At 33.7% G+C, this 13,324-nt stretch carries 11 protein-coding genes; 8 read left to right on the top strand and 3 right to left on the bottom strand.

Annotated elements, in window-relative coordinates:
* Nucleotides 1-21 precede the first annotated feature (21 nt).
* The 7 genes from GQ40_RS04185 (at nucleotide 22) to GQ40_RS04155 (ending at nucleotide 9,667) form a co-directional block, all read left to right on the top strand.
* On the top strand, nucleotides 22-1,794 hold the full coding sequence (locus GQ40_RS04185) for an OstA-like protein (protein WP_047546031.1): 1,773 nt from the start codon (nucleotides 22-24) through the stop codon (nucleotides 1,792-1,794).
* A gap of 13 nt (nucleotides 1,795-1,807) precedes the next feature.
* Entirely contained in the window at nucleotides 1,808-2,989 is a 1,182-nt protein-coding gene (locus tag GQ40_RS04180) for an aspartate aminotransferase family protein (protein ID WP_047546030.1), read from the top strand.
* 170 nt (nucleotides 2,990-3,159) lie between these two features.
* The gene (locus GQ40_RS04175; RefSeq protein WP_047546028.1) at nucleotides 3,160-4,563 is read left to right on the top strand and encodes a tetratricopeptide repeat protein; all 1,404 of its coding nucleotides are present in this window, start codon (nucleotides 3,160-3,162) and stop codon (nucleotides 4,561-4,563) included.
* A gap of 168 nt (nucleotides 4,564-4,731) precedes the next feature.
* On the top strand, nucleotides 4,732-5,724 hold the full coding sequence (locus tag GQ40_RS04170; RefSeq protein WP_047546027.1) for a DUF368 domain-containing protein: 993 nt from the start codon (nucleotides 4,732-4,734) through the stop codon (nucleotides 5,722-5,724).
* 4 nt (nucleotides 5,725-5,728) lie between these two features.
* Nucleotides 5,729-6,748 carry a DUF368 domain-containing protein gene (locus tag GQ40_RS04165; protein ID WP_047546026.1) on the top strand — a complete coding sequence of 340 codons (1,020 nt, stop codon included), beginning with the start codon at nucleotides 5,729-5,731 and terminating at the stop codon, nucleotides 6,746-6,748.
* The gene (locus GQ40_RS04160; protein ID WP_047546025.1) at nucleotides 6,741-7,481 is read left to right on the top strand and encodes a shikimate dehydrogenase family protein; all 741 of its coding nucleotides are present in this window, start codon (nucleotides 6,741-6,743) and stop codon (nucleotides 7,479-7,481) included. Before GQ40_RS04165 ends, GQ40_RS04160 begins: the two co-directional genes overlap by 8 nt.
* Before the next feature lie 80 nt (nucleotides 7,482-7,561).
* Complete coding sequence (locus tag GQ40_RS04155) at nucleotides 7,562-9,667, top strand: DUF349 domain-containing protein (protein ID WP_047546024.1); 2,106 nt, start codon at nucleotides 7,562-7,564, stop codon at nucleotides 9,665-9,667.
* A 202-nt stretch (nucleotides 9,668-9,869) separates the two neighbouring features.
* On the opposite strand, the gene GQ40_RS04150 is transcribed toward GQ40_RS04155, so the two are convergent.
* On the bottom strand, nucleotides 9,870-10,910 hold the full coding sequence (locus tag GQ40_RS04150; protein ID WP_047546022.1) for a hypothetical protein: 1,041 nt from the start codon (nucleotides 10,908-10,910) through the stop codon (nucleotides 9,870-9,872).
* A 152-nt stretch (nucleotides 10,911-11,062) separates the two neighbouring features.
* Between GQ40_RS04150 and GQ40_RS04145 the strand changes: the two genes are divergently transcribed.
* Entirely contained in the window at nucleotides 11,063-11,527 is a 465-nt protein-coding gene (locus tag GQ40_RS04145) for a nuclear transport factor 2 family protein (RefSeq protein WP_047546020.1), read from the top strand.
* A gap of 149 nt (nucleotides 11,528-11,676) precedes the next feature.
* Here GQ40_RS04145 and GQ40_RS04140 read toward each other — a convergent pair whose 3' ends face one another.
* Nucleotides 11,677-12,225, bottom strand: coding sequence for a 1-acyl-sn-glycerol-3-phosphate acyltransferase (locus tag GQ40_RS04140; protein ID WP_047546016.1), 549 nt, complete (start codon nucleotides 12,223-12,225; stop codon nucleotides 11,677-11,679).
* 1 nt (nucleotide 12,226) lies between these two features.
* Nucleotides 12,227-13,309: an iron-containing alcohol dehydrogenase family protein gene (locus GQ40_RS04135; RefSeq protein ID WP_047546011.1), complete on the bottom strand. Its 1,083-nt coding sequence runs from the start codon at nucleotides 13,307-13,309 to the stop codon at nucleotides 12,227-12,229.
* Nucleotides 13,310-13,324 lie beyond the last annotated feature (15 nt).

The following is a 13,324-nucleotide window of genomic DNA, read 5'->3' as shown; positions in this document are numbered from 1 at the left end:
TTTGAATCAAATTATTTTACCTTGAATCTAACGCTTAGATATTTACTCATTTTAGTTTGTTGTTTCTCAACGCTTCTCTCCTATTCGCAGCAACCAAAAAAAATCTATATTGAATATTCTGGTTTTACAGTTAGAGATTCGCTTAAAGGTGATAACGTAACCACATTTGTACGTAGTGACCAAGGTCAAATTCATATCATTCATGAAGGGATAGATATGTGGTGCGATAAAGCTTTGTATTATCAAAATGAAGATTTTATTGAGGCATTTAGCAATGTGAGAATGAAGCAAGGTGATACAATTAACATGACTTCAAAATATGTCGAATATAGTGGTATTACGCAACTAGCTTTTGCTGCTGGCGATGTTGTGTTAACCGACCCTCAGTCTACATTAACTACAGATACACTTTATTTTGATCGTACAAAACAACAGGCTTATTATAAAAGTAAAGGTAAGGTGGTGAGAGATTCTTCAGGAACAATTACGAGCCAAATTGGCAGATATTACATGAACGATAGCAAATATCGCTTTTTACAAAACGTGGTTTTGGTAAATCCTGAATACACGCTTGAAACCAATCAGCTTGATTTTTATTCTGAAACAGGCCATGCTTACATGTATGGTCCTTCTACAATTACAGGTGAGGCAAGTAAAGTATATTCAGAACGTGGATTTTACGACACCAATAATGATCTTGGGCATTTTATAAAAAATTCAAAAATTGATTATAACAATCTTCAAATAGAAGGTGACAGTTTATACTTTGATAGAAACCGGAGTTTTGCCTCTGCAGATAATAATATTACAATTACAGATACCGTAAACAAGACCATTATTAGAGGCCACCATGGTGAAGTATTTAGAGCTAAGGATTCTTTGTTTATTACAAAACGTGCTTTGGCAATAACGGTTCAAGAAAAAGATTCCCTATACATTCATGCAGATACCTTAATGGTAACAGGTAAGCCTGAGCATCGCATTACCAGAGCCTTTTACAAAGCTAAAATGTATAAAAGTGATATGAGTGGTAAGGCAGATTCCATTCATGCAGATCATAAATCTGGATTAACGCAACTCATAAACCTCAAAAGATTTAATGTGGGAGATGCTTTTTCTGCAAAGCGAAGACCAGTAATATGGAACTTAGATAATCAAATGACGGGAGATTCCATACATCTTATTTCTAATGTAGAAAAAGAGGAACTCGACTCCTTAAAGGTTTTTGACAATGCTTTTTTGATAAGTAAGGACACTTTGGGTGATGGTTACAATCAAATAAAAGGTCAGAAATTAATCGGACTTTTTGAGAACAATGAACTCTACAATGTTGATATCATCAAAAATGCGGAAATCATTTTTTACAGTAGAGATGATAATGATACGCTGGTTGGGATTAATAAATCAAAATCTGGAAGCATCAATCTTAAATTTGATGGACCTTATAAAATAGTAACACTGCTCAATCAGGTAGACGGTGAGATTTATCCTGAAAGCCAATTCCCAAAGAATGCCAGACTATTTAGGGGTTTTGATTGGCGCGGAGAGGAACAGCCAAAAAGCGTTAAAGACTTATTTAGTGAAGATCCGCCTTTAGATCTGCCCATCATAAAAGGATTAGATCCTTACGTTGAGGATGAGGAATTTATTGACGAAGCACTTTTAAAACGTGTAGAAAAAGCTGGAGAAAAAGATAAAGATGAAGTCAATAAGGCTGGACGCCAACTTCTAAAACCGACCACAAATAAAAAAACAATAGATAAAACCACAAAAAAACGCTCACTCCTTTGGTAAAAAAAGGTAATTGATGTCAACAGATTTTTACAAATATCAAGCGCAGACTACGCCTCACCCATTGGCATTGAACATTTCACATGCTGAAGGTTCTTACATTTACGATACTAATAACAAAGCGTATTTAGATTTTGTTGCTGGAGTTTCCGCTTGTAGTTTGGGGCATAAGCATCCTAAAGTCGTGAAGGCGATCAAAGATCAATTAGACAAATATCTACACGTGATGGTCTATGGTGAATATATTCAAGAACCTGCTGTAGAGTTGACAAAACTGCTGGCAGCTCATCTTCCGAAGCATTTAGAAAAAACATACCTCACCAATTCTGGTACCGAAGCTATTGAAGGCGCGATAAAACTTGCTCGACGTGTCACAGGAAGAAGTGAAATGATCTCTGCACATCATGCTTATCATGGAAATACTATGGGAGCATTGAGCGTGATGGGTTTTGAAGAACGCAAGCAAGCTTTTAGACCGTTAATTCCAGATGTGAAGTTTATCAACTTTAATAATAGTATTGATATTGAGCAGATTACAACAAAAACTGCTGGTGTTATTTTAGAAACCATTCAAGGAGGAGCTGGATTTATAGAACCTCAAAATGGATATTTAAAACTGGTTAAAGAAAAATGTGAGTCTGTTGGCGCTCTACTTATTTTAGATGAAATACAACCAGGAATTGGGCGAACCGGTAAACTGTTTGGTTTTGAGCATTATGATTGCTCTCCGGATATCTTGGTCACTGGCAAGGGTCTAGGTGGCGGAATGCCAATCGGTGCTTTTACATCTTCTTCGGAATATATGGACCTTCTTCAAGATAACCCCAAACTTGGGCATATCACGACATTTGGAGGCCACCCAGTAATTGCTGCTGCTGCATTGGCAACAGTTAAAGAAATCACAGAAAGTCATTTAATGGCTCAAGCCCTGGAAAAAGAGCAAATAATTCGTGAGCATTTAAAGCATCCTTTAATTTCTGAAATTCGAGGTAGAGGGTTAATGTTGGCTGCGATTACAAATTCCGCAGAGATTACAAATGAAGTTATTTTGAGAGCTCAAGATGAAGGATTAATTCTTTTTTGGTTGCTTTTTGAGTCTAAGGCGATCCGTATTACACCTCCTTTGACTATTTCAAATGATGAGATTATGGAAGGTTGTAAGATCATAATACGCATTTTAGATTGTATTCATGGATAATTTATAATTATAAAATGTTGTAGTAACATTTTGATTTTCAGATTGTAAAAACACCTTATTTCAACTAAATTAACAACTGTTAACTATTTTGTTGAAAACATTGAACTTCAAAAACCTAATTCCAACATTGATAACTGTACTTTTATTTAAACCAAGAATGTAAATTGCTTATGGAGTTTGGTCTACCTGACGACAACAATAATATTTCGCTTAAAAAGTTTGAATCAATGCTCAAAACGAATAATGTTTTGTTTTTTGATTCTAATGAATTTGAAAATATAATTCATCACTATTTAGAAATAGGAAAAATAGTATTAGCAAAAAAAGCGATCAAACTAGGCCTTGACCAGCATCCATCTTCTACCAATTTAAAATTATTTCAAACTGAAATTTTTGTACTCGAAAACAGATTTGATGAAGCGAATAAAATCCTTGAAACAATCCACAGTTTAGAACCCGATAATGAAGAAATATATATTCAAAAAGCGAATGTACTTTCTAAACAAGATCAGCATGAAAAAGCAGTTCACACCTTATTAATTGCTTTAGACTTATCTAGTAACGATGATGGAATTGGCGACTTATATGCTCTAATTGGAATGGAATATCTTTTTTTAGATCAATTTGAAAATGCTAAAACCTATTTTAAGAAATGTCTAGATATTGATATAGAAGATTATTCGGCACTTTACAATATTGTTTACTGTTATGATTTTTTAGGGGAAAATGAGGAAGCCATTACCTTTTTAAATAAGTATCTAGATAAAAACCCTTATTGCGAAGTCGCTTGGCACCAATTGGGACGCCAATATGTAACCGTCAATGAACAGGACAAAGCACTTGCTGCTTTTGAATTTGCCATTATATCTGATGACAGTTTTGTTGGAGCCTATTTAGAAAAAGGAAAAGTATTAGAAAAGAAAAAACTATATCATGAAGCTATAGAAAATTATAAAATCACTTTAGCTTTAGAAGAGCCAACGTCATTTGCTTTACTTAGAATAGGTCACTGTTACGACAAATTAGAAAAGTATGATCTTGCTGTACAATATTACTATAAAACAGTTCATGAAGATCCCTTGTTAGATAAAGGCTGGATTGCTATTACGAAATTTTATAACAGACAGAAAAACTATCAAAAAGCGCTTAATTATATTAATAAAGCGATTAATATTGATAGCGAAAATGTAGTGTATTGGAAACTTTATGCACAAATAAACTTACGCCTCAATTTTCTTGAAGAAGCAGAGCGTGGTTTTAAAAAGACACTAGATTTAGGTAACTACGAACTGCAAACTTGGTTATCTAGAGCAGATGTATTGATCACTTTAGGTGAATACGAAGCCTCTATTTTAAATTTAATTCAAGCTTCAGAGTTTTATCCAGATACTGCGGAAATAGAATTTCGGTTAGCTGGTTTAAATTTCACCCTTCACGAACACAATAAAGGACACTACCACCTTAAAAACGGTATGTTACTAAACCAGGAATTCAATTATATAATTGAAGAGCTATTTCCAAATGTGATGCAAAAACCTTCAGTAAAACAAATATTTTTAGGAGCTAAAAAGTAATTTGTTACTTTCCGCAGCAGTAGTAAGCGTTCAACTATTATTAAGTACATCATAATAACAGTAGCAACTTGATTTTTTAGGTGTTCTCTTAAGATGAAAAAAAGTACGTGAGATTAAAAAAACTCGATGTATTTCATACCTTTACGCTTGGTTATACATCATTAACATATGCAAAGAACATTTAAAGATTATTTTTTAATCTCATTAAAAGGAATAGCAATGGGTGCTGCAGACGCAGTTCCTGGTGTATCTGGAGGAACAATAGCCCTTATCTCTGGAATATACGAAGAATTGATCTCCACTATTGCTGGTGTCAATTTTTCACTCATAACCACCCTTAGAAAAGAAGGTTTTAAAGCTTTTTGGGCAAAATTAAACGGGAATTTTCTACTCGCGTTACTTACTGGTATTGCAGTAAGTTTTGTCGTTTTTATGCGTATTGCAAAATATTTGTTAGAACAACATCCTATATTGATTTGGTCTTTTTTCTTCGGACTAATAATCGCTAGTATTTGGTTTGTAGGCAAGCAAATAAATAAGTGGACTGTACCAATCGTATTATCACTCATAATTGGAGCAATTGCTGCATATTATATCTCTACTCTTCCATCGCTTGGGGCAAATAATAGCCCTTATTTTTTATTCTTAGCTGGATCAATTGCAATTTGTGCTATGATTTTGCCAGGCATATCTGGGTCTTTCATTCTTGTTATTCTTGGAGCTTACAAAACTCTAAGTGATGCACTTCATGATTTTGACATTAAGAAGATCGCTATTTTTATGGCAGGAGCTGTAATTGGCTTACTTACATTTAGTCGTGTTCTAAAATGGTTATTTAAACGCCACTATAATCTAACAATGGCATTGCTCACTGGATTCATAATCGGATCTCTTAATAAAGTATGGCCTTGGAAAAAAACAATATCTGTATTAGATGACCAAACAGGAAATGTTGAAGATTTCATTAATATTTCAGATGTTGGCACACTATCCATCTACCAACAGCAAACTAATGATTTTGAAACTTATAAAACAGTTTTAGAAGAAAGTATACTACCAAATACTTATCTTGGAGACGCTCAAGTTTGGCAAGCTATCGCATTAATGATATTTGGTTTTTTAACGATTTTCATTCTTGAGAAAGTGGGCTCTAAGAAATAAAAACATGCAAAGCACTAGAACTTTAGGAGATAAAATTTTCTTGGTCATTAAAGGACTAGGCATGGGAGCTGCAAATAAAGTCCCTGGAGTTTCTGGAGGCGTTGTTGCATTTGTTGCTGGTTTTTATGAAGAGTTTATCTATTCTTTACAACGTGTAAATAAAAACGCGCTCAAGCTTCTCATTAGTGGACGTTTTAGAAGCTTTTATAGATATATAAACGGAAAATTTTTATCACTCTTATTCTTAGGGATGATTGTTAGTTATTTTAGTGTTTCTAAAATTTTGGACTATTTTCTTAAAACCCACGAGCTTTACGTTTGGAGTTTGTTTTTTGGGATGATCATTGGCTCCATCTATTACATAAATAAAGATTTTAATGATTGGACCTACAAAAGCGTAATCGCTCTAATTATTGGTGTTTCACTTGGTATTGCCATCAGTTTTTTGGATCCTGCCAAAGAAAATGATAATTTATTTTTTGTTTTTTTCTGCGGAATAGTAAGCGTTTCTGGTATGACTCTTCCTGGGTTTTCAGGGTCGTTCATACTTATTTTATTGGGCAATTACATACTGCTCTTAGTCGACTCAGTTAATGCACTTTACGATACGTTTTCCGAAGTTATAATAGGAGATTTTAGTTTTATTGAAAACGAATTAAGAGTCAAACTCTTAAAAGTTCTTGGAGTATTTACTTTGGGATCAGTCGTGGGATTGGTCTCTTTTTCACATGTATTAAGCTACGTGCTCAAAAACTATAAAAGCATAACAACCGCATCTATTATAGGTTTTATTGTTGGTTCGCTGGGCGTTGTCTGGCCATGGAAAACAACAATTTTTAAGACAACTATCAAAGGTGATTTTCTATTAGATTCTAGAGGTGAAAAAATCATCAAGAACTATGAGCGTTTTATCCCTGAATTTCAGTATGAAACTTATATCGCCATTGGATTTATAATTTTGGGCATAATCGTAGTATTAGCTCTGGAGAGGTACGGTCAACAAACGACAAAAACACATGCTTAGATTAGGATTAATAGGTAAGGATATTTCATATTCGTTTTCAAAACAATTTTTTACTGAAAAGTTTAAAAATGAGAAACTGGCTTTCAACTACGAGAATTTTGATTTGGAACACATTTCAGAATTCCCGAAACTATTAACCAATAATCACAGCATTGTTGGTTTTAATGTTACGATCCCTTATAAAGAACAAATAATCCCTTACTTGCATCGCTTAAATAAAAAAGCCGAAAAAATTGGCGCTGTAAATACCATTACAATTGATAAAGAAGGTGTTCTTACGGGATTTAATACAGATTGCTACGGTTTTAAAAAATCCATAAAACCATATCTAAAACCGCATCACAAAAAAGCACTCATACTAGGTACTGGAGGCGCTTCTAAAGCTATTGCATATACGCTTAAAAAACTTAAAATCGAATTTGATTACGTTTCAAGAACAAAAAAAACAGGTGTTACGTTTACCTATGATACACTTTCTTCGGAAATTTTAAGCAAGTACGCTATCGTTATAAATTGTACTCCAATCGGGACCCATCCTAATATTGCGGAGTCCCCAGATATTCCTTATGATGGCATAACAGATCAACACCTATTGTATGATTTGATCTACAATCCCAGTGAAACAACGTTTTTAAAATTGGGAAAATCTAAGGGAGCACAAACCTGCAACGGTTACAAAATGTTGGAATTTCAAGCAGAAAAAGCTTGGAAAATATGGAATTCAACCTTTTAAGCAGTCTAAACAACGACTTCTTTTTTGTAAATCAGCCTCTTGTTAGTATCTTAGCCTTCTAACATATAAAACATTGAGAAATGTCTGAGAATGATAACCTGCAAGAAGCAGATGGAAACAAAGAAAAATTAGCTACCGAAACTACTAAAGCGCCCAAAACTGAACACGTTGAGAGTGAGCAAATTTCCGAAGAAAACGAAGTTATAGAAAGCACAACGGTTAAAGAGCCACTAGAGGTTACTGAAGACGAGACTTCTGTCGGCACAAGCGAAACACTAGAAAATCCCGAACCAGCAGAAACCTCAAATGAGTTTGAGCCTGAAAATGGGGAACCTAAAAACAGTGAAGGTGAAAACCGTGAAGACAAAAAAGTTGCTGAAACAAAAAAAGCAGATGCCCACGTTGAGGAAATTGATGAATCTAATGCTGAAGATGCAGAGGACGATGAAAATGCTGAACGTCACAACTTAGAGTCTAAGGATTACTCCTCAATGTCTATGGAGCAATTGACTATAGAGTTTGAAAATCTTCTCGAAAACAATAAAATACAAAATATAAAATCGCAGGTTGACGATCTAAAATCTGAATTCAATTCTAAATTTGATGCGTTATTAGATGAGAAAAAAGAGGAATTTTTAAGTGAAGGTGGTAATGAAATTGATTTTTACTATTCTTCTCCAGTCAAAAAGCATTTCAACAGCGTTTTTAAAACCTACAGAAATAACTTAGGTGCTTATTACAAACAAAGGGAAAATAATCTCAAGGCAAATCTAGAGAATAGATTACAAATAATTGAGCAAATCAAGGATTTGGTCAACGATGAGGAAAATATAAATACTACTTACAAAACGTTTAAGGATTTACAGGAACAATGGCGAAATGCTGGACCTATACCAAGAGATCGCTATAATAATGCCTGGAATTCTTACCACCACCAAGTTGAGGTTTTTTATGATGTACTGCATTTAAATCGTGATTTGCGTGACTTGGATTTCAAACATAATCTCGATCAAAAACTAAAAATTATTGAGCGTGCCGAAGAATTAGCTGCAGATGATAATATCAACCGTTCTTTTAGAGAATTACAGGTATTACATAAAATGTGGAAAGAAGAACTTGGACCTGTTGGTAGAGAACACAGAGAAGAGGTTTGGGAGCGTTTTAGCAATGCTACAAAAACAATTCACGATAAGCGTCAAGCTTATTATGCGGATTTAGATAAAGCGCGCGAAAAAAATCTTGAAGCAAAAGAAGCTATAATTTCTAAAATTGAAGCTATTGCAAATGATGATACCAGTTCTCATAAAGCTTGGCAAAATAAAATTAAATCCATTGAGGGCTTAAGAGAAGAGTTTTTTAATGCAGGTAAAGTTCCGCAGAAATCAAATGAAGCTACTTGGTCTAAATTTAAGGATGCTGTTAGAACATTTAACCGCCAAAAGAACTCGTTTTACAAGAGTTTAAAGAAAGATCAATATGATAATCTTGAGAAAAAGAAGGCTTTAATCCAAATTGCAATAGATAATAAGGATAACGAAGATGTGGCTGGGACAGTTTCTTTGATGAAGAAAATACAGAGCGATTGGAAAAAAATCGGGCATGTACCACGAAAAGATAGCGATAAAATATGGAAGCAATTTAGGAGTGCCTGTAATGCTTTTTTTGATAGACTTCATGCTGAACGTGATGAAGCCAATAAAGAATTGATGGAGGCTTATGAGAAAAAAAACATACTGCTCAAAGAGGTTAATGCTTTAGAATTATCGGGAGATTCAAAAAAAGATCTTGTTACCATTAAAGAAAGGATTGCTGCATGGAAAGCTATAGGTCATGTACCATCAAACAAAAGATATATTGATGGGAAATTCAATAAGGCTTTAGATGTTTTATTTGGAAAATTAGATATGGACAGAGCTAAACTTGAAATGATCAAGTTTGAAAATAAATTAGAAAATTTAGCTCAACCAGGCGACACAAGACTTTTGGATAATGAACAAAATTTTATAAGAAAGAAGATTACTGAAATTAAAGGCGAAATCATTCAATTGGAAAACAATATGCAGTTTTTCTCTAATGTTGATGAAAGTAATCCTTTAGTTAAAGATGTGATTAAAAATATAAACAATCACAAAAAGGGCTTAACGATCTGGGAAGATAAGTTAAGAAAGATAAAAGATATGTATTAATCTTTCATTATATATTATATACCACATAAATAAAAAGACCATCACTTCTGATGGTCTTTTCTCTTTTTCATAGCAATATTTATAAGCGGTTTATTACTATACTCCTATTTACGTATAATCTTGTGTTTTGGTTTCATAATAATTAAACGCCATAAAAAAAGCACCTCAAAGAGGTGCTTTAAACGAATGTAAAATATCGTTATTAATCTTTTGATAAATAAACAGCAGATGCAGATGCCAAGCTATTATTTACAGCAGGAGCTATATCTCCTCCAGAACCTATGTTATTGAAAGCTAAAATTCTACCTCCATTGTTTCCAGCTTCAGCAATAAATACTGTTTCGCTTTCACTATCATAAGCAACATCTACAGGGTTACCTAATTGTGTAGAAGCGCCAGAAACTCTAGTTTGCTCGGTTACACTTAAAATACCACCATCTGTTGTGTTAGAGAATTTATTTGAGAAATTTTCAATAATATGAAAACCACCATCATCTTGAGTATTCATTGCACTACCAATGTCTGTTAAGATCATAACATTAGATGCTGAATCATAAGTCAATCCATGAGTTCTAACGATACCTTCAATTTCAATTGTTTTTGATGCTGGAACAGTTGCATCTGTAGTATTCGTTAAAAAGCTATTAAAAACAGCTAATTGATTTGTTGCATCAACAACAGCATAAAGATTATTGTTGATAAATGTTATTCCCCAAAGTTTGAAATCTGTAGTAATAACGTTTCTAAGAGTAAAAGCATTACCGTTCAATTCATAAACAAATAATCTTCCATCAGCAGTAAGATCGTTTCCATCAACATCTGCGTTATCGGCTACCACGTAAAAATTGCCATTAACAGCAACCTCCCTTGGAGAATCCATATCGTTAGTTCCCGATAGATCGACGTCTACGGTAACACCACTTAATAAATCTGTAGTATCATTAAATCCTTCTAATGATAATCCAGAACGTGAAGCTTGGATAACCGCATCTGTACTGCTATTGTAATACACACCGTCTGCAGCTGTAGACGTTGTAATTAAAGTTTTTGAAGTAATACTTGATTGATCGGTTACATCATAAATAGTTATGTTTCCATTTGAGTTATTGGAAGCAAATAATCTTACAGATGTATCTGTATCACCTCCACCTCCATTGGCGTCATCATCATCACTACAAGAGTATGATATTAATGATCCTGCCAAAATAATTGATAATAGTTTAATTGATTTTAAATAATTCATAAATTTAAGTTTATTGTTATGTTGTATTTACGTACACAAGGAACCTTTAGTTTATGATCGATTCAGTTTTACCAAAACCTTAACAATTCGATTTTTACATTATTTTGATACAGAGATGTATAGATAATTTGATTATTCTAGTATCTTTAAATATGAAATCTACTATAATAAATTTTTACCAAGCTTTTAGCAATTTAGATGCTGAAACAATGATTTCAAACTATCATGATGACGTTGTTTTTGAAGATCCCGCTTTTGGTGTTCTAAAAGGCGAACATGCAAAAAACATGTGGCGAATGCTATGTGAAACACAAAAAGGAAAGAATTTTATTATTGACTATTCAGAAATTGATTTTGAAAATGGTATCGGAAGTGCCAAATGGGAAGCTCGCTACGTTTTTAGTAAGACTAACAGACCCGTGCATAATAAGGTTAGAGCGCATTTTGAATTTAGAGATGATAAAATTATAAAACATACCGATTTTTTCAATCTACACAAATGGGCAAAACAAGCATTTGGCATGAAAGGTCTTTTATTAGGAGGTACTTCTTTTTTTAAGAATAAGTTAAATGCCCAAACTAATATATTATTGTTAAATTATGAGGATGGCATATAAAAAAAAACTACTCTATTTCTAGAGTAGCTTCTGTAATAATTAATGCTGTTTCTTTTTAGGGACTTAAGTTTACTTTATGTTTCAGTATTAATTACATATTATTATATTCAAAATTTATGCCAAAAATCTTGACTTTATATTAATTAAAATCAAGAATACTCCGGTTTTTTACCCACGACACCTTTATAAAAAGCTTTCATTTTTGCAAAATCTGCATCAATATCTTCTGTTAGATAAAAAGGTTGGGAAATGTGGTTTTGTTTGTTCTTAAAATCTAAAGTAAACATGATAATTGGCACATTTGCAGCTTTAGCGATATAGTAGAATCCTGTTCTCCACTCTTCTACTTTTTTGCGAGTTCCCTCTGGAGCCAGAGTTAGTCTAAACTCTTCTTTATCTTCAAATAATTTGGCTATCGCTTCTACTTTATTTTGACCAGAAGTTCTATCTAAAGGGGCTCCTCCAACTGCTCTAAAATAATATCCAAATGGCCAAACAAACAATTCTTTTTTTCCTACGAAGTTTGTTTTGATACGAGTGATTTTCCGAAGTAAAAGTCCGATGAAAAAATCTTGCCAACTTGTGTGTGGCAATGCAATAATAACTGCTTTTTTTACTGTGTCCTGTGAAAAATTAGTGTTTCCTGTAATCTTCCAACCTAATAAATTGAAATAGATAAACTTTGCCAGCCATCGCATATTACATTTTTTGGTATAATGATTTTAGCTTCTCTCTGGTAATTGTTTTTTCCCAATTTTTACCAATGGCATTTTCCCAAAGGGGAGTTAAACTCAATGCAACGTCTATCATGATGTCAAATTCATCATCATGTAAATGTGAACAGATACCTTGTGGAATACTGATGTTATGTTTTTTTCTCATGGCTTTGTACATGGCAACACCTTCTGGGTAATACTCTTCAAGATGTTCAAAAACTATGCAGTTTCCAATACCATGCTTGACGCCAAGTAAATATCCCAAACCATAGCTCATAGCGTGTGCTACGCCAACTTGAGAGTAGGCAATACTCATCCCACCATGCCAGGATGCCATCATTAATTTATCTTGTGCCTCTTCAACAGATAGAGAGTCTTCTAAAAAAATTTCCTTACAGAGTTGCAGTGATTTTTCGCCATAACTTTGACTAAATGCATTTAGGTATGTGCCTTTTAATGATTCAATACAGTGTACAAAACAATCCATACCTGTGTAAAACCACTGGTCTTTTGGTACGTCTTGTGTTAATTCTGGATCTAAAATTACTTGATCAAACGGTGTGAAGTCACTATTGATACCGAGTTTTCTTTCTGGTCCGGTTAATATCGTTGTTCTGGAAACTTCTGCTCCTGTGCCAGATATTGTAGGTATGCCAACGTGATATATTGCAGGATTTTTCACCAAATCCCATCCTTGATAGTCTTTTGCTTCACCTTCATTATTGATCATGATGGCAACTGCTTTGGCAAGGTCCATTACGGTACCTCCTCCAATACCAATAATTCCCGATGGTCTATCTTTATGCGTTAAAATAATTTGCTCAACCATTTCATCAACTTGAGATGTCTTTGGTTCTTCGTTCGCAGATACGAATATTAGTTGATCATCATACGATAATGAAATTCGAGAAGTAATTAAAGGATTACCCTTAAAAACGTCATCCACTAAAAATATAAATGGTGCTTTACGGTTTAATCGCTTTGGAGCAATAATGTCTCCTAATTGATTAAAGCTACCTCGTCCAAAAACAACTCTGGACACCATTGGATAATTTTTATAATTCATTTATTCTTCTTCTGT

It is taken from the genome of Psychroserpens sp. Hel_I_66, assembly GCF_000799465.1.
Classification (GTDB): domain Bacteria; phylum Bacteroidota; class Bacteroidia; order Flavobacteriales; family Flavobacteriaceae; genus Psychroserpens.
The sequence above is the reverse complement of the archived record's forward strand: the minus strand, read 5'-3'. Positions and strand labels throughout refer to the sequence as shown.